Source organism: Xanthomonas euvesicatoria pv. euvesicatoria (assembly GCF_020880415.1).
GTDB classification, from domain to species: Bacteria; Pseudomonadota; Gammaproteobacteria; order Xanthomonadales; family Xanthomonadaceae; genus Xanthomonas; species Xanthomonas euvesicatoria.
Genome location: NZ_JAJIUJ010000068.1, coordinates 1 through 23567, shown reverse-complemented (window position 1 = coordinate 23567; position 23567 = coordinate 1). Strand labels below are relative to the sequence as shown.

General features: G+C 65.3%; 19 protein-coding genes, 1 other RNA gene and 2 pseudogenes. 12 read left to right on the top strand and 10 right to left on the bottom strand.

The genetic code is table 11. The features are described 5' to 3' along the window. Positions 1–112: 112 nt before the first annotated feature. Positions 113–394, bottom strand: a complete 282-nt coding sequence (locus LN450_RS11050) for a hypothetical protein (protein ID WP_039416852.1) — start codon at positions 392–394, stop codon at positions 113–115. Between the two features lie 534 nt (positions 395–928). On the opposite strand from LN450_RS11050, the gene LN450_RS11045 reads away from it, so the two are divergent. Then, complete coding sequence (locus tag LN450_RS11045) at positions 929–2212, top strand: sigma-54-dependent transcriptional regulator (RefSeq protein ID WP_039416854.1); 1284 nt, start codon at positions 929–931, stop codon at positions 2210–2212. Then, on the top strand, positions 2209–2451 hold the full coding sequence (locus LN450_RS11040) for a hypothetical protein (RefSeq protein ID WP_008577714.1): 243 nt from the start codon (positions 2209–2211) through the stop codon (positions 2449–2451). The genes LN450_RS11045 and LN450_RS11040 overlap by 4 nt, the downstream gene beginning before the upstream one ends. Here LN450_RS11040 and LN450_RS11035 read toward each other — a convergent pair. Next, a complete protein-coding gene (locus tag LN450_RS11035) occupies positions 2445–2825 on the bottom strand; it encodes a response regulator (RefSeq protein WP_008577717.1) in 381 nt (126 codons plus the stop codon). The genes LN450_RS11040 and LN450_RS11035 overlap by 7 nt on opposite strands. Positions 2826–3033: 208 nt before the next feature. On the opposite strand from LN450_RS11035, the gene LN450_RS11030 reads away from it, so the two are divergent. The 3 genes and pseudogenes from LN450_RS11030 to LN450_RS11020 all read left to right on the top strand — a co-directional run bounded on the left by LN450_RS11030 (position 3034) and on the right by LN450_RS11020 (position 7597). Beyond that, positions 3034–6573 carry a CheR family methyltransferase gene (locus LN450_RS11030; protein WP_011348715.1) on the top strand — a complete coding sequence of 1180 codons (3540 nt, stop codon included), beginning with the start codon at positions 3034–3036 and terminating at the stop codon, positions 6571–6573. A gap of 232 nt (positions 6574–6805) precedes the next feature. Next, positions 6806–6991 (top strand): annotated as a pseudogene (locus LN450_RS23270) (hypothetical protein); the annotation flags it as partial. A 33-nt stretch (positions 6992–7024) separates the two neighbouring features. Beyond that, positions 7025–7597 (top strand): hypothetical protein, encoded by a 573-nt coding sequence (locus LN450_RS11020; protein WP_011348713.1) that lies wholly within the window; start codon positions 7025–7027, stop codon positions 7595–7597. A 140-nt stretch (positions 7598–7737) separates the two neighbouring features. Here the strand turns inward: LN450_RS11020 and LN450_RS11015 are convergent, their stop codons facing one another. The 3 genes from LN450_RS11015 to LN450_RS11005 all read right to left on the bottom strand — a co-directional run bounded on the left by LN450_RS11015 (position 7738) and on the right by LN450_RS11005 (position 9701). After that, positions 7738–8076 (bottom strand): hypothetical protein, encoded by a 339-nt coding sequence (locus LN450_RS11015; RefSeq protein WP_011348712.1) that lies wholly within the window; start codon positions 8074–8076, stop codon positions 7738–7740. An 82-nt stretch (positions 8077–8158) separates the two neighbouring features. Continuing rightward, positions 8159–9058 (bottom strand): manganese catalase family protein, encoded by a 900-nt coding sequence (locus tag LN450_RS11010; RefSeq protein ID WP_011348711.1) that lies wholly within the window; start codon positions 9056–9058, stop codon positions 8159–8161. 136 nt (positions 9059–9194) lie between these two features. Continuing rightward, positions 9195–9701 (bottom strand): YciE/YciF ferroxidase family protein, encoded by a 507-nt coding sequence (locus tag LN450_RS11005; RefSeq protein ID WP_008577724.1) that lies wholly within the window; start codon positions 9699–9701, stop codon positions 9195–9197. Positions 9702–10181: 480 nt separating this feature from the next. Between LN450_RS11005 and LN450_RS11000 the strand changes: the two genes are divergently transcribed. Continuing rightward, a complete protein-coding gene (locus LN450_RS11000; RefSeq protein ID WP_011348709.1) occupies positions 10182–10376 on the top strand; it encodes a hypothetical protein in 195 nt (64 codons plus the stop codon). 308 nt (positions 10377–10684) lie between these two features. Here the strand turns inward: LN450_RS11000 and LN450_RS10995 are convergent, their stop codons facing one another. Continuing rightward, complete coding sequence (locus LN450_RS10995) at positions 10685–11899, bottom strand: FAD-dependent oxidoreductase (RefSeq protein WP_011348708.1); 1215 nt, start codon at positions 11897–11899, stop codon at positions 10685–10687. A gap of 308 nt (positions 11900–12207) precedes the next feature. Here LN450_RS10995 and LN450_RS10990 point away from each other — a divergent pair, with 308 nt between their 5' ends. From LN450_RS10990 to LN450_RS10975, 4 genes are all read left to right on the top strand, one after another. Further along, on the top strand, positions 12208–13515 hold the full coding sequence (locus tag LN450_RS10990) for a sensor histidine kinase (RefSeq protein ID WP_029820374.1): 1308 nt from the start codon (positions 12208–12210) through the stop codon (positions 13513–13515). Continuing rightward, positions 13512–14288: a LytR/AlgR family response regulator transcription factor gene (locus tag LN450_RS10985; RefSeq protein ID WP_011348706.1), complete on the top strand. Its 777-nt coding sequence runs from the start codon at positions 13512–13514 to the stop codon at positions 14286–14288. Before LN450_RS10990 ends, LN450_RS10985 begins: the two co-directional genes overlap by 4 nt. Before the next feature lie 166 nt (positions 14289–14454). After that, on the top strand, positions 14455–14826 hold the full coding sequence (locus LN450_RS10980; RefSeq protein ID WP_011348705.1) for a hypothetical protein: 372 nt from the start codon (positions 14455–14457) through the stop codon (positions 14824–14826). 321 nt (positions 14827–15147) lie between these two features. Next, complete coding sequence (locus LN450_RS10975) at positions 15148–16743, top strand: APC family permease (RefSeq protein WP_011348704.1); 1596 nt, start codon at positions 15148–15150, stop codon at positions 16741–16743. A 177-nt stretch (positions 16744–16920) separates the two neighbouring features. Here LN450_RS10975 and LN450_RS10970 read toward each other — a convergent pair whose 3' ends face one another. Continuing rightward, a complete protein-coding gene (locus LN450_RS10970) occupies positions 16921–17595 on the bottom strand; it encodes a hypothetical protein (RefSeq protein WP_008573315.1) in 675 nt (224 codons plus the stop codon). Between the two features lie 432 nt (positions 17596–18027). Here LN450_RS10970 and LN450_RS10965 point away from each other — a divergent pair, with 432 nt between their 5' ends. Beyond that, the gene (locus LN450_RS10965) at positions 18028–19011 is read left to right on the top strand and encodes an oxygenase MpaB family protein (protein WP_011348703.1); all 984 of its coding nucleotides are present in this window, start codon (positions 18028–18030) and stop codon (positions 19009–19011) included. 203 nt (positions 19012–19214) lie between these two features. On the opposite strand, the gene LN450_RS10960 is transcribed toward LN450_RS10965, so the two are convergent. Beyond that, positions 19215–21284: a M13 family metallopeptidase gene (locus tag LN450_RS10960; protein WP_031424998.1), complete on the bottom strand. Its 2070-nt coding sequence runs from the start codon at positions 21282–21284 to the stop codon at positions 19215–19217. Positions 21285–21433: 149 nt separating this feature from the next. Continuing rightward, positions 21434–22129 carry a glycosyltransferase gene (locus LN450_RS10955; RefSeq protein WP_008573318.1) on the bottom strand — a complete coding sequence of 232 codons (696 nt, stop codon included), beginning with the start codon at positions 22127–22129 and terminating at the stop codon, positions 21434–21436. Positions 22130–22411: 282 nt separating this feature from the next. Between LN450_RS10955 and LN450_RS10950 the strand changes: the two genes are divergently transcribed. Beyond that, positions 22412–22486: non-coding RNA, sX9 sRNA (locus LN450_RS10950), on the top strand. 22 nt (positions 22487–22508) lie between these two features. On the opposite strand, the pseudogene LN450_RS10945 reads toward LN450_RS10950, so the two are convergent. Then, positions 22509–23502: pseudogene (locus tag LN450_RS10945) on the bottom strand (aldo/keto reductase). Between the last annotated feature and the right edge of the window lie 65 nt (positions 23503–23567).

Sequence of the window (23567 nt, the reverse complement as noted above, 5' to 3'; positions counted from 1 at the left end):
GCGAAAAAGAGTGAACTGACGCACCGTGCGATACCTTGCAGGCCCGAAGAGCCCCTTCCGAGCACGGCAGGCGTGCACCGCACCAATCAAGCGAGTCCAACCGGAGACTGCATCACGCCTGGCGTAAGTGACGCAGGCAACGCGGCGCCAGCCAATCGGCGAGCACGGCATTCATCGAGCCGGGGGTCAGGCACAGCGCATCGCGCACGGCCTTGATCGCTTCTGCATCGGTCAGGTTGGGGTGTGCGTTGTAGGCCGCGCAGACTGCCCGAATCGTGCCTTCGGGAATACCGTCGAATGGGTAATAGCCAAGCTGGCCCCGGCGGTGCTCGGCACGCCAGTAGTCCAATTCGGTTTGCACATCGGCCTGCACGGGCGACGAGACTGCGTGCATGGGACACCTCGCTTGCTGGATCGGGCGAGTGTTCGCCGCACCCAGGAAGGAATGCGTGAGCGCGTTGTGCACGCCTTCTCCACGGGCGGTGCGTAGGCTGTGGGCAACCCAGCAGACCGGATGCGGCTTCCTGAGGGGTTCATGCGGCGCCACGCTGGCGTCGGCTCACTTCAGCCCCGGCTGATATCCTGGCCCCGATGCAGGCACGCAAGCGAGCTCAGCCAGCGCTCGATCAAGACGGCACCCGTTGTTGGACTTGCGCGGCGGCCCTGGCAAACCTTGCTCTCCTTGGCGTTTCGGCGTTCTCGAAGCGGCGACCGACCCAGAGCGTGACGCTTGGCACTGGCGCAATCGAGCGCTTCCATGCGTACTTCGCCCACAGCCGTCAGGGCGGGCTCGACCGGGGGAGGAGCGCCGCACCATCTACAGAACGTGACAGCAGCAGGCAATTTCCGATGTGGTGTGCAGCGCATTTCGCGCGGCCGTCACAATTCTCAACTGAACATGTATCAGTCATTGCGGACAGAAGCGCTCATGGACCGTCTTTCCTGCGCCATCATCGACGACGACGTGGAGTTCTGCGATCAGGTGGTTGAACTCGCCACCGATAGCGGCTTCCGTGCCAAGGGCATCCACACCCTTGGCGAAGCCAGCCGCTGGCTGGACAGCAACTTTCCCGACCTGTTGGTGGTGGATGTTGGCCTGCCGGACGGCAGCGGTTTCGACCTGATCGAACGGCTCGACCCGGACCACACCCCGCAGATCGTTGTGGTCTCGGGCGATTACGCGCGCGAAACCCAGGGTCGCGCGCAGCAGTTCGGGGTCAGCGAATTCCTGACCAAGCCGTTCGCGCCCGAACGCCTGGAGCGGGTGCTCGGGGGACTGCGCGAAGCGCAGCAGGGCAACCTGGGCATCGTTGGCAACAGCGACAGCATCGTCATGCTGCGCAAGGACATCGTGCGCGTGGCGCCGACCGATCTGAATGTACTGGTGACCGGCGAAACCGGTACCGGCAAGGATCTGGTGGCGCGCGCCATCCACCGTGTGTCCGGTCGCCGCGGCCGTTTCGTGCCGGTCAACTGCGGTGCCATTCCGGAAGAGTTGCTGGCCAGCCAGTTGTTCGGCCACGAGCGCGGCAGCTTCACCGGCGCCGACCGTCGGCATGCCGGATTCCTGGAGCAGGCCGCAGGCGGCACGCTGTTCCTGGATGAAATCGGCGAGATGCCCAAGCGGCTGCAGGTGTATCTGCTGCGGGCGATCGAATCGCGCAGCTTCATGCGCGTGGGCGGCAACGAGGAAATCGCACTGGATGCGCGCGTGGTGGCAGCCACCCACCAGCACGTGCAGCGCGAGCAGGCGGTGCTGCGCGAAGACCTGTTCTACCGCCTCAATGAATACCCGATCCAGGTGCCGCCGCTGCGCGAGCGCCGCGGCGATGCGCGCCTGCTTGGCTTACGCGTGATCGACGAGCTCAACGTCAAGTATGGCAAGCGCAAGTTGCCGACCAAGTCGTTGCTGCGCTACCTGGCCTACCATGCCTGGCCAGGCAACGTGCGCGAGCTGCGCTCGTTCATCCACTACCTTTATCTGCGCTCCGATGGCGATCTGTTGAGCGCCCCGGATGTGGAGCAGACCGTGCCGCAGGCCGACCAGGACGGCTTGCTGATTCCTGCCGGCTGGACCATGCGCCAGGCCGAAGATGCGATGATCGAATCGGCACTGGCGCGCACCCGCTTCAACAAGAAGGCCGCCGCACGCGAACTGGGCATCAGCGTGCGCACCCTGCACAACCGGCTCAGCGACAAGGGTGCGGAGTGAGCGAGGCACCGCGTGGGCAGCGGCGCGAGCTGCTGCACCAGTTGCGCAACCGGCTCAACGTGATGGGTTTTGCGTTGTATGCGTTGCGCAACGAAACGTCCAAGCCGCTGGAGACGCTGCGCACGGCGCATCAGTCCGCCGTTGAACTGCTCAACCAGCTTGGCGAGCAGGAGCGCGCCTTGCAGCAGCCCGGGGTGGAACCGGGCGAGAGCGCCCAGCCCGCCTGCACCGATCAGTGATCGGCCAGCTCGGTCTGGTGGCTGAGCAAGCTGGTGATCGTGCGCGGGTTGTAGGGCTTCATGCAGTACGACAGATGCGCAAAGCGCTGCGGCAGCGTATAGCGGTCGTAGCCGGAGCAGAAGGAAAACGGCACGCCGCGCTCCATCAATGCATCGGCGACCGGAAACACCGCCTGGCCGCGCACGTTGACATCCAGCAAGGCACCATCGATGGCCTGACCTGACGCTACCAGCGAAAGCGCGTCAGGCACACTGCCGACCGGCCCCACGACGTTGATGCCAGCTTCCACCAACAAGTCGTTGAGCGATTCGGCCAGCAAGTAATCGTCCTCGACAACAAGAATGCGGCGGCCGGCAAGTGCAGTGTCGTGCATGACAGGCTCCAAAGCAGTGGCGTTTCGGACAACACGCGTGCGCATGGTGCTCGCACTGCAGGTTAACGCCGCGCGCAAGCAGACGCTTCCAGGACCGGTCTCTGCAATGTGCGCACGCGATGACGCATGTGCTGCATGGTAGTCCGCCGCGCTTTACGCGATCATGGCCGATTGCGCTTGAATCCAGCGTTGCAACGATAGTGCCGCCATGACCGACGACGAAACTTCCAACAACGACATCGCTACGGATGCGAACACGCAGCCGCCCTTGTTCGTGCTTGGCGTGGGCGCCGCCGGTATGGACGCCGATCGCCTGGCAGAATTGCTCGATGCGATTGCTGGCGCGTCGAATCTGGCCATCATGCTGTTGTTGCGCGACCGCCAATTATTGGATGAGGCACGCCTGCGCGAACTGCTTGGCAGTCAGGCCACCCTGCTGTCGGTACCCAGCGATGGCGACCGGCTGCAACCGGGGCGCTTCTATCTGCCGCCGGCCGATACGGTCGTCACGCTGGAGGAAGGGCGCATCCGTCTGCGCGCCTTGCCCGGTGGCGAGAGCGACCACGGGTTGATCGACAGCTTCTTCGTCTCGATGGCGCACGATCAGGACGGCAATGTGATCGGCCTGATCATGGGGCGCTTCGACGGCGACGGCACGCTGGGGACCGCGGCGATCCGTGAGTGCGGCGGTCTGGCGCTGGCCGTGGACGATGCCGCACTGCATGGGCTGGACCTGCGCAGTGCCAGCAACCCGGCCGCCATCACCGACGACATCCTGCCCCTGCCACAGATCGCCGCGCGTATCGCCGCGCACATGCAACGCCATCACGGCTACGGTCATCCGGTGCCGACCGGCGTGCGCAATGGCAGCGAGAGCGACAAGCTCAGCCAGGTCGCCGCCATCCTGCGCAATACCACCGGCCACGATTTTCATGGCTACAAACGCGCCACCTTCCTGCGCCGCGTGCAGCGGCGCATGCAGGTCGCGCAGGTGGAAACGCTGGAGCAGTATCTGGAGGTGTTGCGCAATCGTTTCGACGAACCGTTGCAGCTGTTCAACGACCTGCTGATCGGCGTGACCAAGTTCTTTCGCGACCGCCGCGAGTTCGAATTCCTCGAGCAGCAGGTGATTCCGCGCTTGTTCCAGGGCAAGCACACCGGCGACAGCCTGCGCATCTGGGTGCTGGGCTGCTCCACGGGCGAAGAGGCCTATTCGCTGGCGATGCTGCTGCGCGAACACGCCGAAACCCTGGACACCGCGCCACGCATCCAGATCTTCGCCAGCGATATCGACGGGCGCGCACTGGCCACTGCACGGGTGGGGCGCTATGCCTCCAGCATCGTCGGTGAAGTTGCACCCGAACGACTGCGGCGCTGGTTCGTCAAGGAAGGCGACACCTATGTGGTGAGCAAGGAGCTGCGCGAGCTGTGCGTGTTCTCCCAGCACAGCATCGTCAAGGACCCGCCGTTTTCGCGACTGGACCTGGTTTCGTGCCGCAATCTGCTGATCTATCTGGATGCCGAGTTGCAGAACCGGGTGGTGCCGATCTTTCATTTCGCCATCCGTCCGGGCGGTTACCTGTTCCTGGGCAATGCCGAAAACGTCTCGCGGCATGCGCAACTGTTCACCCCGGTGGAGCGCAGCTTCCGGGTCTTCCAGCGCATCGATGCGCAAAGCAACGTGCATGCGACCTTCCCAACCGTGCAGCCCGCTGCGGTTGCCAGGGTGCCGACACCACCGCAGCGGCAGCGCACCTCCAGCAATGCGCTGGTGCGTGCCGGCGAGCGTATCGCCGACCGTTATGCGCCGGCGTATGCGGTGCTGGACGAGCAGTTCGAGGTGCTGCACTTCTCGTCTCAGGCGGAGCGCTTCATCCGCCCCGGCGGCGGCACGCCCAGTCTCAACCTGCTCAACCTGATCCATCGCGATTTGCGCCTGGATTTGCGCAGCGCGCTCAGCCGCGCAGAGCGCGAACGCGCGCCTGTGCACGTCAGAGGTGTCCAGGTGCACGAAGATGCGGCGACCTGGGCGGTGAACCTGTTCGTCGAGCCAACCGCCGATTCGGACGTGCCGCGCGGCTACGTGGTGCTGTTCCAGGAAGTGGAAGCGCGCGAACCGGTGGAGCTGCCCGCCCCACACGACAGCGTGCACGACGATGGTCATGTGCAGGTGCTGGAAAACGAGCTGCGCATCACCCGCGAGCGCCTGCAATCGATGATCGAAGAGCTGGAGAGCACCAACGAGGAGCTCAAGTCTTCCAACGAGGAATACCAGTCGCTCAACGAAGAACTGCAGAGCGCCAACGAGGAGCTGGAAACCTCCAAGGAAGAACTGCAATCGGTCAACGAGGAAGTGACCACCGTCAACGGTGAGCTGGCCCATCGCGTGCAGGAGCTGGCGCATGCCAACAGCGATCTGAAAAACCTGCTGGAAAGCACCCAGATCGCCACCGTCTTCCTCGACAACGAATTGCGCGTCACCAACTTCACCCCGGCCGTCACCGACCTGCCGCTGGTGGAAAGCGACATCCAGCGCCCGATCAGCCACATCAAGCTGCATGTGGATTACGACGAACTGCAGGATGATGCGCGGCGGGTGATCCGCACCCTGGCGGTGCTCGATCGCGAGGTCGAAAACCCCACCACGCATGCGCGCTACATGGTGCGCGTGCTGCCGTATCGCACCGTGGACAATTTCATCGGTGGTGCGGTGCTGACCTTCATGGACGTCACTCCGCTCACGCGCGCCGAGCGTGCGCTACGCAGCAGCGAGCAACGCCTGCGCACCTTGATGGAAGGCATCCCACAGCTGGTGTGGCGCTCGCTCGATGGCGGCCGCTGGACCTGGTCCAGCCCGCAGTGGTCCAGCTACACCGGCCAGGGCGATGCCGAAAGCCTGGAGCTGGGCTGGTTGCAGGCGGTTCACCCGGACGATCGCCAGCCGACCATGAATGCCTGGCTGGGAAGTGCGTCCAGCGGCGGGCTGGATATCGAACACCGCCTGTTCAATGCGGCCGAACAAGGTTACCGCTGGTTTCATACGCGCAGCGCTCCGGTACGCGATGAACGCGGCCAGGTGCTGGAATGGCTGGGCACCTCCACCGAGTCGGACAACCTGCGCCGCCTGCAGGAAGAACAGCGCGTATTGGTGGCCGAGTTGCAGCACCGCACGCGCAATCTGATCACGGTGGTGCAGTCGGTGGCCAAGCAGACCGTACAGGCCAGCCAGAGCATGCCCGAGTTTGCGGCCAAGTTCGAAGACCGGCTGGCCGCGTTGTCACGCGTGCAGGGGCTGCTGTCGCAATCGGACAATATGCCCACCACCATCGGCGCCTTGCTGCGCATGGAACTGGATGCGCTGGGGGCCGAGCCGGATCAAAGACGCATCGTGGTGGAGGGACCGAACGTGGCGTTGCGCAAATCCGCCGTACAGACGCTGGCATTGGCGTTGCACGAATTGGCCACCAACGCGCTCAAGCATGGCGCGCTGGCGGTGGAGACCGGCACCTTGTCGATCCGTTGGGAGGTCGTCTCCGGCAGCGATACGCCTGCGCGCCTCAAGCTGTTGTGGATCGAAGAAGGCGCCAGCCAGCAGCTGCGCGGCGACCGTGATGAGGCCGGCGGCTTCGGGCGCCGGCTGATCGAAAATGCCTTGCCCTATAGCCATGGCGCGCAGACGCGCTACGAGCTCAGCGACACGCGCCTGGAATGCGAGATCCAGTTGCCGCTCAATCCGGTGAACGGGTGAGTTGGATCGCAAGACCTCGGGCCTGCGGGGACATGGCCGCTGAGGTGAGCAGCGTATGCACATGCACCGCCCGGCCACGCTGCAATCCGCAGGTCTGAGTGCCGGGCACGCGCCCTCGCGACGATGAAGACGTGCGCGACCATCGAAACCGCGAGTGAAAGAGCGCTGTGCTGCACCCAAGACGCCCGTGCAGTGCGCGTGTGCGGTTGACAGCAAACGCTGCTGCACGTGCATCTGCATCCAACGGCGTTGCCGTGCGCTGTACACATGCAGCCAACGGCAAATACTGCGCGATGGTGCAGAACCTGCGACCGATTGGGCTTTCGTAGTGCATGTTGCGCAACTGAAGCCGCGTCAAACGCTTGCAGCACCGACTTTTGCGAACGTCAGAAAGTTGGCGCGCATTGTGCGTAACCACCTATGTCATCGAGATGCACATAGTGGAGTAGTCATGATTACGCGCATTCTTCAGTTGTCCGCCCGCATGGCGAGCAACGCATGGGTCGAAGTCGGGGTGGGCGCCGATGCCGACATTTTCGTCGCCGACCGTGGCGGCAAACGCGAGGAGCGCGCGACCTTCGGCCGCCGCGCACCGGGGCAGCAGCGTTCGATCCATTTGCAGGAGCCCGGCGGATTGGGCGGCGTTGATCTGGCCATCTGGGAAACCCAACGCTGCGCCATTGCGCTATGCGGTTTCGTCTGCACTGCATCGGCGGATGGCACCACCGCCGCGACCTGGTTGAGCCAGGATGGCAGCGCGGTGTACGCCGCCGGATTGCGCAACGTGATGGACATCGGCGGACGCCTGCAGATGGGATTCTCGTTGCTCGTCGCCTCGTCGGCGAGCATGCCCACCTACCGGCCGCTGTGTATCGACACGGACCTGAGCAAGTGGCTGCACATGGGCGGCGCCGAAGCCATGCGCCATCTCACGCCCTGGCGGCTGGAACGCTGCGCCGCTGCGGCAGGCGTACGCCCGGAGTGGGCGAGCGAAGGGGCCTCGGCACCGATTGCGCGCGTCTGAGCGCGTGCGCCATTTAGCCAACAAAGAAGGGGCCCAGTGGGCCCCTTCATCGTTTCGGTCGTGTGGGTCGATCCTGATCGCTGCTTGCCAACGATCGCGCCGCGCACAGGTCGACCCACCGACCGCAGGCTCGCAACCGATCAGTTGTCTTCTGCTTCCTCGGCGTTGTCGTCCAGTGCGCGTTGCTGCGCGTCGATGTGTTGCTGCTTGCCGTAAGTGCCGCTCTGGCCGAAGTTGGGTTGCGTGCTGCCGTCGCGTTCCGGGTGGCCGTCGGGTTCGCCTTCGCCCAAGGTGCCGCCGCGGCCATGACCGCGTTGATGCAACGCGTCCGGCGCGCCGCCACGCGGCGGCAGTGCATCGCGGGTCTGGACAGCCGATGGATCGTTGCGGCCCTGGCCATCCAGCGATGCGTCGGTACCGTTTCCGCGATAGGCCGATTGGCGTTCGTCGTGTGTGTCGAGCGTGGATTTTTCGTTCATGGCAACTCCTGTGCAGTGCAATGAAAAAGCCCGGAGCGCGCTGGCTCCGGGCTGGTGATGGGTGCAACTGCACCCATCAGGTCTAACGCTGGATATCGCCGGTGGTGGAACCGGCGCCCGGGCCCGCGCCCAGGTCTGCGCCGGTCACGCGGTCCAGCTCGGGGTTGGAGAGCAGCCGCTGGGACATGGCATCCAGGGCCGCGGTTTGCGTGGCATCCAGCGCGACCGTGGCAGAGCCGTCGCCACCATCCACGGCGGCCTGTGCCTCGCGGTCGGCCACCACTTCCCATTGCTCGCCGGCATTCCAAGGACCGATCATGTCGCCCTCGCCCTGGGAGGTGTTGTAGTACTTGTCGGTGAAGCGCGGATCGCCCGGCAGCTTACCCGGCGGGAAATTCGGCTCGATCGAGTACAAGGCCTTTTCGAACGACTTCTGATGCGCCACTTCGCGCGTCATCAGAAAACGCAAGGCATCCACGATCCCCGGATCGTCGGTGACGTTGATCAAGCGCTCATATACCAGTTTGGCACGCGCTTCGGCCGCGATATTGGAGCGCATGTCGGCCGTGGGGCAACCGATGCTGTCGACATACGCCGCCGTCCACGGCACGCCGCTGGAATTGACCAGGGCCGGGCCACCGCCATACAGAATCTGCTGGGTATGGCTGGTGCTGTTCTGGGTCATGTTGCGCATGTCCATGGCTTCTTCCATGCCCTCGGAGAGCACCGCCTTGGGCCCCTTGTTGAGCATGGCGATGATCGAGCCGATGATCTCCAGGTGGCTGATTTCTTCGGTGGCGATGTCGAACAGCAGGTCCTTGCGGCCCGGATCGTCTTCGCCCAGTGCCTGGGTGAAATAGCGCATTGCAGCGGCGAGTTCGCCCTGCGGTCCGCCGAACTGTTCCAACATCAGCGTGGCCAGATCCGGATTGGGCTGGGCGACGCGGACGGTGTACATCAAACGCTTGTTGTGCATGAACATGGGTGGTGCTCCATGGCTGACGCCCGGCAACTACGACCACTCAGCGAGCGGGCAGAAACGTGGGGCTTTGGCTTCGGGGGGATGCCCGCAGGGATGCAAGCGACGCAGGACGGCGGCGAGCGTCCTGCGCGGTGACTCAGGCGGCCTTGCTGGCCTTGGATGCCTTCTGGTTGCCGCCTTGTTCGGCGAGCAGGGTCAGCTTTTCGTCGGTGGCCTTTTCTTCTTCCAGCGTGGCCAGCAGCAGCGGCAATGCATCGGCATAACCGAGTTGCTTGGCCATGGCGGCAATGGTGCCGTACGAGGCGATTTCGTAGTGCTCCACCTTCTGCGCGCCGCCGATCAGTGCAGCGTCGCGCACCGGGCCGGCCTCGATTTCGTCGATGACCTCGCGGCTTTCTTCGACCAGGCCTTCCATCGCAGCGCATTTGATGCGCTTGAGCTTGATGCCCAGTGTCTCCACGACCTGATCGATGCGTTCGATCTGGCCCTGGGTCTCTTCCAGGTGGGTTTCAAAGGCCTGCTTGAGTTTCGGCTCGGTGGCCGCGCGCGCAAGACGCGGCAGCGACTTGGTCAGCTGCTTCTCGGCGCTGTAGATGTCCGACAGTTCGTGGATGAAAAGTTCTTCGACAGTCTTGATCGCCATGTGTGGCTCCTTGGGGTTTGTCAGAGGATGGGTTGCTGCGGTTCGCCATGTCGGTGGCGATGCCTTGATGAGCTCGCGTTGCACGCCTGCGAACAAGCGTGCCGATGCAGCACGTGCGACAACTCCGAAATCGTCGTGGTGCGTGTCACTCGCCTGCAGCGCAGGGTCGTGCGCACTGCACCTGACGTTCTTCGAAGTACACCGTGGTCATCGCGTCGATCTCCAGGCAGTACCGCGTGGTCGCTACGCTAGCCCTGCGAGTGTTAGCGGGATTGGTGGAAACGGTGATCCCGATGCGATGGCGACCTGTGCTGTGGTGCAGGCCGCGTTCGCTGCGCCTGCAATGAAGGGGTGCAATGACGCGCCTACTCTGGCCATCACCTCGGCGCCGATGCGGCTAGGCTTGCGCATCGCTGCACTCAAGCATCGATCCACGTCGATGCGGTACAACGGCGATCGAACCTTTTGCGAGACCGTGCGATGACGCCGCTGGACAAACCCTTACGTCGCGACCTGCAGATCGGCGATCAGGCATATACCTTGATCATCGATCCGCAAGGTTTGAAATTGGTCGAGAAAGGCAGGCGCAAAGGCGTGACCTTGCGCTGGGAAGAACTGGTCAGCGGCGACGCTGCGCTGGCCAGTGCATTGCAGGCTTCGCTTGAAGATCGTTAGCGTGGCGGTGCGGGGCGGCGTGTGAAGCGCGAATGGAACCACTGCGTGCACCGCCTGGCGGGCGCGGCTGGTGACCGTGCAGTCGCGCGTCCTTTGCGGTTTGTCTGCGCTGTCCATGCCGACCTGAGGCGTGCTTGATGGTTGTCGACGCTGCGCTTGGCGTGGCTCGACCTTCCAACGACCAACAAGTGCACTGCTGGTTCGGCACGACCACCTGCAATGCTGGCGTCCGGTAGAGGACTTTGCATGTCATTGGCAGCACCGATGCGCTCTGCAATGCACGCAGGCCACCACCGCGCTCGCGTCGCTCAGCGTGTGGCAAACAGCCGCGCCAGTTCGCGCACCGCCGCTTCCGTTGCGGCGCGGTCGGGCATGGCGTCTGCGTTATTGAAGTCGTGTGCGCCTTGCGCCTGCACCAACAACCCGTCGCGTCGCGGCACGACGTTGAGATTGTGGCCGCGCCAGACCAGGCCATAGGTGACTTCCGGCTGCGGGATCAGGCGCGCGGTCTGGCCGCGCACCGGAATCACGCTGTCGTCGCCCAGCAAGGCGCGCGCCCCGTAACCGGTGGCGTTGATCAGGATCTTCTCGCGCAGATCGCCGAATTGGCGCGGATGCTCGAACTCGCGCGTGTAGAGCTCGCCGCCTGCCTGCAGGAAGTCATCCATCAACAAGCGCGCATACGCGCTGAGGTTGAAGGTGAGCTGGCTGTAGCGGCGCACGAACGCCACCGGAAATGGATGATCACCGGGCGCCACCGGCTGCGAGCGCGGGCCCAGATCATCGAGCAGTTCGCGCTCCAGCGGCGGATAGTCCGGCTCATGCGCTTCGGCAGGGGCGACAGGTCGATCGAAGGGCACGTCCGAGAGCACGTAGCCATCGCGCCATTCAATCGGCTCGCCGGGCAGGCCCAGCAAGGTCTGGTAGCGGCGAAACGACGTGCGCGCCATTTCTTCCCAGCGCCTCTTGAAGTCGGCAGTGGCGTGTTCGCTGGTGCACACGCGCGAATCCGGCGACCACACGCCGGTGGCATAGAACGAGCGCACATCCGGCAGGCGCTCGCGCGCGTAGATGCGCACACGCAGGCCGGCGCGTTGCGCCACCAGGGCAGTGGTCAAGCCGATCGCGCCGCAGCCGATCACCGCCAGCGTGCGCGCGGCCGGGTCGGCGGCACGCACCAACCGTAATGCCTGTTCGGCGGCACCCCACGAGAGCGACCACCCGCTGCCGCCATGCCCATAGTTGTGCACCACCGTCTTGCGGCCGATGCGCTCGGCTTCGATCCGCGGCCCCTGCGCGCGGAACGGACGCGTGCACCCGTTGATGGCGATGATGCGATCGACCGAGGCGCGCATCGGTGCCAATGGCGGGGCAGCCGCGAACGGCGCAGGCAGACCACCCGGCAGCGTGACCGGCTGGGTGGCGGGCGGGACGGCGAGCGCTTTGTTCGTTGCTGCCCAGCTCGCGGTGGAGGCGGCCGCCAGCGCAACACCGGCGCTGCGTAGAAAATGACGACGGTGCATGCAACTCCCTTACAAGGTGTGGTGGGTGATGGGTGCCATGATGCGGCTCGCCACGCCTGCGCGGACGCATGCCGTGGCCATCTTCAGATGCTGTCTGCCGCGTGGCAGCAACCGAGCGCGGCATGCGCAGCGCAGGCGTGCATCCAGCATAGCGCGCGCATCTGCCGCGGCCATGGCCCGGCATCAGGGTTTCGCACCGCAATCCTGGCGTTTGATGCCACGCTGGCGGCCATTCGTCGCCCGGGGCTTTCGCAGTGGCGCGCGCCGGCTATGCTCGCTCCCGTCCCATCCCAACGAGCTGCCCACCCGTGTCTGCCAGTGTCTTCCTGATCGTGCGCATCGTGTTCGCCTGGGCCGCCGCGTTGGTGGTGGCAGGGATCATGTGGACGCAGTTGTTCGGCTCCATCGGCCCGATCTTCGCGCTGGCCTGCATGGTCTTGCTGACGCTGGCGTTGATGAGTTCGGTCACCCATGTGCGGCGCGTGCGCCTGATCGCTGATCGGCTGGACCACACCACCTTGTCCACCCGCCAGCGCCGCCAGATCGAAGTACCGCTGGATGTGCAGGCCAGCTTCGCGGTGATGGAAGAGGCGGTGCGTGCGCTACCGCGTGTGCAGGACATCGAATGCGCGCCGGGCAGCCTGCTGATTCGCGCCAAGGTGCGCCGCATCGACCCGTACGCAGGTCGCCAGCCCTCGCGCTGGAACCTGTTCGCACGCTTTGCCATCACCCACAACCAGATCCTGGCGACGATCGCGCCGGGGCAGGGCACCAGCAGCGTCACCGTGTTGTGCGAGCCCGACGCTGGCGCCTGGGTGGATCTGTTCGCGGTGGACGAAGGCAGCAACTACGAAAACGCCGAGGCGATCAATCGCGCGGTGGTGCGCCGGGTCGGCGAGCAACGTCGTGACGAACAGGCCGCCGCCGAGCAATCGGTCATGGAAAAGGAACTGGCCGTGGCGCGCCTGAATCTGCTGCACGCCCAGGTCGAGCCGCACTTTCTTTACAACACGCTGGCCAGCGCGCAGGTGCTGGCGCGCACCGACCCGCCGCGCGCCGAGATCATGATCGGCCACCTGATCCAGTACCTGCGCAGCTCGCTGCCCAGCGCCGACGGTGCCATCGCCACCCTGGGCGAGGAACTCGAACGCACCCAGGCGTATCTGGAGATCCTGCGTATCCGCATGGGCACGCGGCTGGCCCTGCAGGTGGAAGTGCCCTACGAACTGCGTGCGTTGCCGCTACCGTCGATGATGTTGCAGACCTTGGTGGAAAACGCCATCAAGCACGGGCTGGAAGCCAAGCCCGGTGGCGGCACCGTGTGGATCCTGGCGCGTCGCCACGATGACCATGTCACGCTTACCGTGGCCGACGACGGCCAGGGCTTCAACACGCACAGCCACGGCACCGGCATCGGCTTGAAGAACCTGCGCGAGCGGCTGAAGCTGATTTATGCCGACAAGGCGAGCTTTGCCATCGTGTCCAACTTCCCCAGCGGGGTGGCGGCCACCTTGAGCCTGCCGCTGCCGACGCAGTTGGGTGCCGCGCCACCGCCGCCGCCACCGTTGCCCGTTGCGGGCGCACAGGCCGCACACGCCGCACAGGTGCGGGCATGAGCGCGCTGCGCGCCGTGGTGGCCGAAGACGAGGCCTTGCTGCGGCAGTCGTTGCTGACGCTGCTGGCCGAGGTGTGCCCGCAGTTGCAGATCGTGGGCGACTGCGAGGACGGTGCCAGCGCGTTGGAGACCATCGCCGCGCAGCAACCGGAGGTGGTGTTTCTGGATATCCGCATGCCCGGCCTCACCGGCATCGAGGTGGCGCGTGCGATGCGCGAGGTCAGCCCGCGCAGCCAGGTGGTGTTCGTCACCGCCTACGACCAGTACGCCATCGATGCGTTCGAACACGGCGCGGTGGATTACCTGCTCAAGCCCATCGGCCGCGAGCGGCTGCAGGCCACCTGGCAGCGCGTGCAACAACGCGCTACTGCCGGCCAGCCGGATGGCGCGTTGCTGGAGGCTTTGCTGCAGCGTCTGTCCGCGCGCCCGGCCGCTGCCAGCCACACGCCGCCGCTCGCCTGGCTGACCGCCAGCAGCGGGCGCGAGACGCGCTTGATCGCGCTGGACGAGGTGGCGTATTTCCAGGCCGATCAGAAGTACACCACGGTGATGACTGCGGCCGGCGACGCGGTGTTGCGCACGCCATTGCGCGAACTGCTGGATGTGCTGGACCCGCAGGTGTTCAAACAGATCCACCGCTCGACCATCGTCAACATGAAGGCGGTTGCCTCGGTGGTGCGCGAGGACACCGGCAAGGGCCGGCTGGCGCTGCGCGGCCGCAGCGAAACGCTGACCGTCAGCCAGCCGTTCATGAGCCTGTTCCGCGGCATGTAAGTGCGACTGCAAGACATCGCGCGCAGTCCCGGATGGATGCGGACAGCGCGCTGGAACCTACGTATGCGCGTGAGTGCCACAGCGTTCCGATGACCGACAACCGCTGCCTGACGCGCTGCAGCCTGCTTTGATTCCCCCGTTTGCATCGACTGAAAGGACTGTCTCCATGCGCCTGATCGCCTCCCTGGTGTATTGCCTGCTTGCCCTGGCCGGCTGCCATGAACGCAATGGCACCACCTCGATCACCCGTGCCACCCGCGATGGCCACGATGTGATCTTCAGCAAGACGCTGATCACCGCGAGCAGTACCAGCGTGCATTGCCTGGCCAGCGATACCGGCCATTGCTACTACCTGATCTTTGAGGAGCAGTGCGGCGCTCGCGGCAGCGGTGATGGCGCAAGCGCACCGACGTGTGCCCGCAAGACCTTGGACAGCTTTGTGCTGGTGCCAGGGCAGGTGCGCGAATTGCGCGGCGTTCCCGGCCAGGCGCACACCTGCGTGGAGACCACCGCACCGCAGGCCGATTGCCGCGGCTGAGGAAGGCGCACGCACGCACCGAGCTGTGGTTGGGCGTGCGTGCGTGTGCGTAGGCCACGCGCAGAAGCCTTAGTGCCCATCGCGGGTGCCTGCGGGTTCCGGGCACCGGCGGGGCCAGCCTGGCGGCTGTGCAGGCACTGTTGGTCGCTGCTGCAGACAACGAGCCCTGGCGTGCGTGGATCTGCCGCGCACTGCCGGATCGGCAGGATGTCGGCAGCGACGCCCCGGTCGTGCCTGAATACGCACTGACGGCAAGCGGTCGCTTCTGCGATCATTACCGGCTTGTTGCCGGTTCACGGCGTCCTCACTGCCAGGCTCCTCATGTCCGAACACTCGCTACGCCGCGACGTTGGCCCCTTCGCCCTCATGCTCACCGGCCTGGGCTCGATCATTGGCTCTGGTTGGCTGTTCGGCGCCTGGCGCGCGGCCGGCCTGGCCGGCCCCGGCGCGATCTGGGCCTGGGTGCTGGGCGCGGCGATCATCACCACCATCGCGCTGTCGTATGCCGAGCTGGGCGCCATGTTCCCCGAATCCGGCGGCATGGTGCGCTACAGCCATTATTCGCACGGCTCGCTGGTGGGTTTCATTGCCGGCTGGGCCAACTGGATCGCCATCGTCTCGGTGATCCCGGTCGAGGCCGAGGCCTCGGTGCAGTACATGGCGTCCTGGCCATGGGCCTGGGCGCAGGGCTTGTATGTGCAGGCGCCTGGTGGGGCAGGCGAGCTCTCTGTGCCCGGCCTGCTGATTTCCGCGGTGCTGGTGCTGGTGTATTTCTTTCTGAATTTCTGGAGCGTCAAGCTGTTCGCACGCTCCAATACGCTGATCACCGTGTTCAAGCTGGTGGTGCCTGCCGCCACTGGCGTGGCGCTGATCGCCAGCGGCTTCCATAGCGAAAACTTCAGCGTCGGCATCCACGGCGATTCGCATGTGCTCGACCTGGCTGCGGTGCTCACGGCGGTGGCCACCGCCGGCATCGTCTTCAGCTTCAACGGCTTCCAGAGCCCGGTGAATCTGGCTGGCGAGGCGCGTAACCCCGGCCGCAGCATTCCGTTCGCGGTGCTGGGTTCGATCGCGCTGGCCACGGTGGTGTACGTGATCCTGCAGGTGGCCTACATCGGCGCCGTGCCGCCGGATCTGCTGGCCAAGGCCGGCTGGCACGGTATCGATTTCCGCTCGCCGTTCGCCGAGCTGGCCATCATCGTCAACCTGCATTGGCTGGCGATGCTGCTCTACATCGATGCGTTCGTCAGCCCCAGCGGCACCGGCATCACCTATACCGCGACCACTGCACGCATGGTCTACGGCATGGAAAAGAACGGCACCATGCCGGCCGTGCTGGGCAAGCTGCACCCGGTCTGGGGCGTGCCGCGCATGGCGATGTTCTTCAACCTGGCCGTGTCGTTCGTGTTCCTGTTCTTTTTCCGCGGCTGGGGCACGCTGGCGGCCGTGATCTCGGTGGCCACCATCATTTCCTACCTCACCGGCCCGATCAGCGCGATGGCGCTACGCCGGCACGCGCCGGAACTGCACCGCCCGCTGCGTATCGCCGCACTGCCGGTGCTGGCCGGCGTGGCCTTCGTGATGGCCACCGAACTGCTGTATTGGGCACGCTGGCCGCTGACCGGCGAGATCATCCTGCTGATGGTCGTGGCGCTGCCGGTGTACTGCTATTACCAGGCCAAGCAAGGCTGGCCGGATCTGCGCCGCAACCTCAAGGGTGCGGCCTGGATGATCTGCTACCTGCCCACCATTGCACTGGTCTCGTGGGCCGGCAGCACCGATTTCGGTGGACATGGCTACCTCAGCTACGGCACCGATCTGGTCGTGGTCGCAGTCGTGGGCGCGGTGTTCTACGTCTGGGGCGTGCGCAGCGGCTGGCGGACTCCCTCGGTGGAGAAGGCGGTCGCGCAGGCGTGAATGCTCACAGGCGCTAGCCGGCGCCGACTCCCGGCAACCGGCTGGCAGTCACCGCCGGGAATAAACGAGAACGGCCGGTGCAGTGCGCACCGGCCGTTCCTGTTTGTAGCCGAATCATTGCTGCAGGTAGCGTGTTTCTCGGTCGACGCGTCGCTGCATCGCCACGGGGGGCCCTGGTCAGGAATTGACCACCAGCCGTGGCGCGCCATCGAAGCGGTCGAGGTCGCGCAGCAGTTCGGTATAGCGGCGTAGCCGGCCCATTTCGCGCATGTTGACGATGTCTTCGTGGCGCAACTCGCGCTTGGACGTGACCTCCTGCTTGTAGCGCAGCACCTCCGGGTAGCGGCGCGTCATGTCCAGCGCGTCGGCAACGCATTCGACCGAGTCGGCGTCCGGCGTCACCCGCGCGCGGCTGTTGAAGGCGCGTAGCCAGCGTTCGAAACCGGCGCTGTGGTCGAACAGGTCGGCGATGTACCACATCACGAACAGGATCGACGCCCACGAGGTGAAGATGATCACCACCCGGCTAAAGGTCAGGTGGTAGTCGTTCTGCCACAGCTGGTGCGTGATCACGCCCAGCAATATCAGCGAGATCGCCTGCCAGCCGATGATCGAGGCGATCACCCACTGCTTTTTGGCCACCTTGAGCAGCGAGAGCTCTTCGTCGAGCTGCGCGTCGGTCTTGTCGCGCCAGTGAGCCACCTGCTCGTCGAAGGGGAGCCGATGGAGTGCGTTGTCCTGCAATAGCAGGCCTAAACCCTGGAACAAAGCGATCATGACAAGCTCCTGACGGATGGCTGGTACGAACGACTTGCTGCACTGGCCGCGGCCGGTGCCCTGGAGCGTCCGCAAGGTGCTGGCGAAGCAGTGCGTCGACGGACGGGCTTAGTTCTAGCACTTTCGCTGTGCATGGCAATGCCTCAAACGAAGCGCTGGCCGCGCAATTTTGCGCAGACGCGCACAAATTGCTGAATTCAGGCGGATTTGCGGTCATGCCGCCGCCATGTGCCTGCGCGGCGCCTTCGATCTTGCTGCACTGCACACCCGGCGCTGCGGCAATTGCCGGGCTCCAAGGACAGGCAAGCCGGCTTGCCGGACATGCTGGAAGGGTAGGGCGTTCGGCGACGCCGGGCCCGTTGGTAAAAAGCTCAGCGGGCCTGATCGCCCGGATGGTCAGTACCCCACCCAGATGCCAGGTCGCGTTCTTCCGGCCGCGCGGTCACGATGCCCGTCAGCATCTGGTCGCCATCGCCATCGCCATCGCCGCGCTGACGTGCCGAACGAATGCTGGTCAGCGCTACGCTGACCTGGCGTTGCAGATGGGCTGCGTATCATTGCCGCATGTCAGCCGTCCTGCGCACTCTCACTGCCCCCGCCGCCAAACAGATCCATCGCTGGGTGCTCGACGCGTTTCCGCGTGGTCAGAGCACCATCGAATACGATCAGCCGCTGGGCGATCCCGGCATCTTCGGGCCCGACAGCATCACCTGGCGCATCCACTCCGAATTTCCGGGCATGCTGTCCGGCGGCCTGTGCGCATTGATGTTGCAGTTGTTGCATCCGCGGGCGCTGGCCGGGGTCTACGACCATTCCAACTTCCGCACCGATTTGATCGGGCGGCTGCGGCGCACCACCAACTTCGTCGCCGGCACCACCTACGCGCCAGCCGCGGAAGCCGAACAGCTGATTGCGCGCGTGCGCAAGATCCACTCGCAGATTCGCGGCCACACTGCCGACGGCGTGCCTTACGAGGCCAACGACCCGCAGTTGCTCACTTGGGTGCACGTGACCGAGGCCTATGGGTTCTTGCAGGGATGCCGGCGTTATTGCCGCCAGGTGCCTGCTGCCATCGCCGACCGCTACTACGACGAAGCGCGACGCGTGGCCGAGGCGTTGGGCGCAGCCGATGTGCCGGCCAGCGAGGCGCAGGTGGATGCGTATTTCGCATCGGTGCTGGGAGAGTTACGCATGGACGCGCGCTCGCGCGAGGTGCTCGACATCCTCACCAGCATCCAGCTGCCGGTGCCCGCCGCGGGTCTGTCGCGCGGGGTATTTCTCGGCGCCGGCACGGCCTTGTTGCCCGGCTGGGCCAGCGACATGCTCGGCCGCACCACCACCCAACGCGCGCAGGCGCGCGCATCGGCACGGTTGCTGCGCAGCCTGTCGCCGCTGTTCCGCACGGCCTTGCGCGACGGACTGTCTGCGCGCGCATGCAGGCGCATGCAATTGCCGCCGGCGATGTTGCTGGAGTGGCCTGACAGCGTGTAACGGCGGTGGGCCGGGCGGAGCGGGTGTTCTGAGGTGCGCTGGTGGCGCGATAGGCAATCGCTGGTCGTGCCGTTTTTTCGACGGCAACCACGACGTGGGTACTCACGCACTTCGCCATCCCCTGGCATGGCACTGCCGCGCGCCACGACAAACAATGCCGCAGACACCAGCTCCACTGGCGCTGCATCGACCTCGACCAGCACCTACCAGATCCTGACCCGCTGCTCCGGCGCCAGATACAGCTGCTGACCCTGTGTCACATCGAAGGCCGGGTACCAGGCATCCAGGTTACGCACGGTTTGCGCGCGGAAGCGGCCAGGTGCATGCACATCGGTGAGCAGCGCATTGCGCAGTGCCGCGTCGCGATACTTGCCGCGCCAGGCCTGTGCAAAGCCCAGGAAAAAGCGCTGATCCGGGCTGAAACCGTCCAGGGTCCGGGGCTGCTTGCCCTGCAGCGACAGCTGGTAGGCGTCGTATGCAGTGGCCAGGCCTGCAACGTCGGCGATGTTTTCGCCCAGCGTCAGCTTGCCGTTGACCGACAAGTCGTCGAACGGTTGGTAGGCGCTGAACTGCGCGGCCAAGGCGTTGCCGGCGCTCTCGAATTTTTTCAGGTCTTGCGGTGTCCACCAGTTATGCAGCTCGCCGTGTTCGTCGAACAGCGCGCCCATGTTGTCGAAGCTGTGGCTGATCTCGTGGCCGATCACCGCGCCGATCGCGCCATAGTTCACCGCATCGTCGGCGGCGGGGTCGAAGAACGGCGGTTGCAGGATCGCCGCCGGGAAGATCAGGCGGTTTTCCAGTGGTACGTTCAGCGCGTTGACCTCCTGCGGCAGCATGTACCACTCGCGATGATCGACCGCCTTGCCCAGCTTAGCCAGGTTGCGGCGGTATTCGAAGACCTCGGCGCGTTGCACGTTGCCGAGCGCATCATCGCGGCGCACGTCCAGCCCGCTGTAGTCGCGCCAGGTGTCCGGGTAGCCGACCGCCACCGTCAGGCCGGCGATTTTCGCCTTGGCATGCTGTTTGGTTTCGGCGCTCATCCACTCCAGTGCGTCGATGCGTTTGCCGAACGCGGTGATGATGTTCTTCACCATCTCTTCGGCACGCGTCTTGGTCTGCGCGCTGACGTACTTCTGCACGTAGCGCTTGCCGACCGCTTCGCCCAATGCGGCGTTGGTCGCGTCGATGCCGCGTTTCCAGCGCTGGCGCTGCTGCGGGGTACCTTCCAGCGTGGTGCCGTAAAACGCGAAGCGCTCGTCGGCGAAGGCCTTGGACAGGTAGGGCGAGGCGCGATCCAGCGCGCGGAAGCTCAGGTAATCCTTCCAGGTCTGCAGCGGCTCGGACTGCACCAACGCCGACAACCCGCTCACCGCGCGCGGCTGCCATACGATGAAATCCTGTTGTGCGTTGAGGCCGGCTGCCTCGAAGAACACCGCCCAGTCCAGGCCGGGCGCATTGCGCGCGAAATCGGACTGCTTCCAGGCATTGGCGCCGGCCTGCACGTTGTTGGTCTGCTCGGGAGTCGCGTGCACGCGTGCCATGGCGATTTCCAGCGCCAGGATGCGCTCGGCCCTGGCGGGCGCATCGTCGATGCCGGCCAGCTCCAGCAAGGTGACGATGTGCGCGCGGTAGGCTTCGCGCAGCTGCGCCATACGCCCGCCGTCCAGGTAGAAACTGCGCTCGGGCATGCCCAGGCCGCCTTGCACCAGATAGGGCACGTAGCGGCCCGGATGATGCAGGTCCTGCGACACCCACAGGCCGAACAGCCGGTCGGTATGGAAATTGGTGGCGTTGAGCAGATCGACATCGGCACGCAGCTGGCCGCCCAAGGTGCGCGCCAGGGCCTGCTTGTCGTCGAGCTGGGCGATCGCTTCCAGTTCCGGTTGCACCGGGCGCACGCCCTTGGCCTCGATGCTGGCTTCGTCCATGTAGGCGGCGTAGTAGTCGCCGATCTGTTTGTCTTCACCGGTGACGCGGTCGTTGGCGGCAGCGCCTTCGATGATGTCGCGACTATGCCGCTCGGTCTCGATGGCGATGGAAACGAAACTGTTGAAGCTGGCGCGATCTTCCGGGATCTGCGTGCGCTTGACCCAGTTGCCGCTGGCGTAATCGAAGAAGTCGTCGCCCGGCGCCACGCTGCGATCCATACCGGCCGCATCGAAGCCGAAATCGCCGAGCTTGGGCTTGCTAGGGGGCGGCGCGGGGTGCGTGCTCGCGGCCGGTGTCGCGCCATCGCGGTGGCATGCGGCGTTGGTCAGCAGCGCGGCAGACATGGCGGCGATGAGGACGGGGCGATGCAAAGAAGCCATGCGGCGCAGCTCGTATAACCAAAACGGACAGCACAGTGTAGTGGCCTGCAGTGCCGGGTGCCGGTTCCAGCGTAGGCTTCGCCGCGGATCGCGGTGATGCGGACACGCTCGGTTCAGCGCCGGCGTTGATACCAGAAGCCGAGCGCGTCGCGGGTCTGCAGCATGCGCCGCCCGCGCCACAGAAACCGCAACAGCAGGCTCAGGTGCTCGCGCTTGGAAAAGCTGCGCAGCTTGCGGTCGGAGGTGTGCACGGTCTGGCGCAAGATCACAAAGCGTCCGCAGCGCGCCAGGGCGCGGCTCAGTGCCACGTCTTCACCGGCGTAGTAGCGCGTGTTGAAGCCCCCTGCACTGACGAAGGCCACCCGCGTGCAAAACAGAAAGCACCCGGGCGCAATGCCGGAAACACGGAAAAACCAGCCAAACACCGCCTGCGCCATGCGCTCGGACCACACCCGCTTGCCCTGCAGATGCACCTGCGCCCCACCGCCTACCGCGCCGGCATCGAGCGCAGCCAGTGCTGCGCCAACGACGTGCGGGTTGATCAGTGTGTCGGCATCCAGAAACAACAGGCGCTCGCCTCGTGCGGCCTGTGCGCCGGCATTGCGCGTGGCGGCGATGTGGCGCAACTGCACCTCCAGCACCTGCGCGCCATGGCTGCGTGCGATGGCTGCCGTGGCGTCTTCGCAGGCATCGGCCACCACGATCACTTCATAGTCCAGCTGCATGGCCTGCGCGCAGGCATGCAGGCACTGCAGCGTGTCGCCGATCAGGGCAGCCTCGTCATGGGCGGGAATCACGAAGGACAGCATGGGGCAATAGGCGTGTGAACTGCAGCCAGTGTGCAAGGGGCTGCGAAGCGGGAGTGTGAGCAGGGGCGGTCAGCATCCAGTACGCGCGATCGACGAGCGCTGCGAAACACACACGCATCTATCGATTGCGGTGTGACAGTTGGATGGCAGCAGTGGCGCGCAGCAAGCTCCACCGGCGCCAACGCAGTGCCGCAGCGCTGGCTGTGCGCTGCGAGGACCCGCGGCATACCGCAAGGCGATTGCGCTCACCGCCATGCGGGCGCGGCCGTGCCCGGAATCGGCATGTGCCACGTTCGTACACGCCGGTTCCAAGTGCGCCGTCCGCAGCCACCTGGCAGCCGCCGCTGCGTGTCAGCCAACCTAGGCCACGCAGCACGGCTCAGCGGTTGACCGCGCCCATCATTGCTTCCGGGTAGCGCGTGCCAGCCGCAGCTTGCGGCGGGAAGATGGCATCGATGCGGGCCAGTTCGTCCGGCATCAGGGCCACATCCAGCGCAGCGATGTTTTCTTCCAGATAGGCCAACCGCTTGGTGCCCGGGATCGGAACCAGGTCCTGGCCTTGCGCCAGCACCCAGGCCAGTGCCAGTTGCCCCGGTGTGATGCCCTTGTCGGCAGCAATGGTCTTGACCTGCTCCACCAGTTGCAGGTTGCGGGTGAAGTTTTCGCCTTGAAAACGCGGCGAATGGCGGCGGTAATCGTCGGCATCGAAATCGTCCGGCGACGAAAACGCGCCGGTCAAAAAACCGCGCCCCAGCGGCGAGTACGGCACGAACCCGATGCCGAGTTCGCGCACCGCGGCGAATACGCCGTTGTCTTCAGGCTCGCGCGACCACAGCGAATATTCGGTCTGCACCGCAGTGATGGGGTGCACCGCGTGCGCACGGCGAATGGTGGCTGCGGCCGCTTCCGATAAACCGAGAAAGCGCACCTTGCCCTGTTCGACCAGGCGCCATCGCGCCTACGGTGTCTTCGATGGGCACGTCGGGGTCGACGCGGTGTTGGTAGTACAGGTCGATATGCTCCACGCCCAGCCGACGCAGGCTGGCTTCGCACGCGGACTGCACATACGCCGGGCTGCCATCGATGCCGCGCACCGACGGGTCGTTGGGGTCGAGCTTGATGCCGAATTTGGTGGCCAGAAACACTTCATGCCGGCGCGAGGCAATCGCCTTGCCGACCAGCACTTCATTGGTGTGCGGGCCGTACATGTCGGCGGTGTCGAGCAAGCTGATGCCACGATCGAGCGCGCGGTGGATCACCGCGATCGAGGCGGCCTCGTCGCTGCGGTCGCCATAGAACGCGCTCATCCCCATGCAGCCAAGGCCCAGGGCCGAAACGGTGGGGCCGGAACGGCCAAGCGTGCGGGTTTGCATGGGGGGGACTCCGTGCAGCAAAAGGTCGGGAGACAATGGCGTGAAAGGCGTTAGCGCGATGTGGC

Excerpts from the sequence above, each read along its gene's own strand:
- LN450_RS11050 (WP_039416852.1), bottom strand. The coding sequence starts at position 394 with ATGCACGCAGTCTCGTCGCCCGTGCAGGCCGATGTGCAAACCGAATTG.
- LN450_RS11045 (WP_039416854.1), top strand. The coding sequence starts at position 929 with ATGGACCGTCTTTCCTGCGCCATCATCGACGACGACGTGGAGTTCTGC.
- LN450_RS11035 (WP_008577717.1), bottom strand. The coding sequence starts at position 2,825 with ATGCACGACACTGCACTTGCCGGCCGCCGCATTCTTGTTGTCGAGGAC.
- LN450_RS11030 (WP_011348715.1), top strand. The coding sequence starts at position 3,034 with ATGACCGACGACGAAACTTCCAACAACGACATCGCTACGGATGCGAAC.
- LN450_RS11020 (WP_011348713.1), top strand. The coding sequence starts at position 7,025 with ATGATTACGCGCATTCTTCAGTTGTCCGCCCGCATGGCGAGCAACGCA.
- LN450_RS11015 (WP_011348712.1), bottom strand. The coding sequence starts at position 8,076 with ATGAACGAAAAATCCACGCTCGACACACACGACGAACGCCAATCGGCC.
- LN450_RS11010 (WP_011348711.1), bottom strand. The coding sequence starts at position 9,058 with ATGTTCATGCACAACAAGCGTTTGATGTACACCGTCCGCGTCGCCCAG.
- LN450_RS11005 (WP_008577724.1), bottom strand. The coding sequence starts at position 9,701 with ATGGCGATCAAGACTGTCGAAGAACTTTTCATCCACGAACTGTCGGAC.
- LN450_RS11000 (WP_011348709.1), top strand. The coding sequence starts at position 10,182 with ATGACGCCGCTGGACAAACCCTTACGTCGCGACCTGCAGATCGGCGAT.
- LN450_RS10995 (WP_011348708.1), bottom strand. The coding sequence starts at position 11,899 with ATGCACCGTCGTCATTTTCTACGCAGCGCCGGTGTTGCGCTGGCGGCC.
- LN450_RS10985 (WP_011348706.1), top strand. The coding sequence starts at position 13,512 with ATGAGCGCGCTGCGCGCCGTGGTGGCCGAAGACGAGGCCTTGCTGCGG.
- LN450_RS10980 (WP_011348705.1), top strand. The coding sequence starts at position 14,455 with ATGCGCCTGATCGCCTCCCTGGTGTATTGCCTGCTTGCCCTGGCCGGC.
- LN450_RS10975 (WP_011348704.1), top strand. The coding sequence starts at position 15,148 with ATGTCCGAACACTCGCTACGCCGCGACGTTGGCCCCTTCGCCCTCATG.
- LN450_RS10965 (WP_011348703.1), top strand. The coding sequence starts at position 18,028 with ATGCTGGTCAGCGCTACGCTGACCTGGCGTTGCAGATGGGCTGCGTAT.
- LN450_RS10960 (WP_031424998.1), bottom strand. The coding sequence starts at position 21,284 with ATGTCTGCCGCGCTGCTGACCAACGCCGCATGCCACCGCGATGGCGCG.
- LN450_RS10955 (WP_008573318.1), bottom strand. The coding sequence starts at position 22,129 with ATGCTGTCCTTCGTGATTCCCGCCCATGACGAGGCTGCCCTGATCGGC.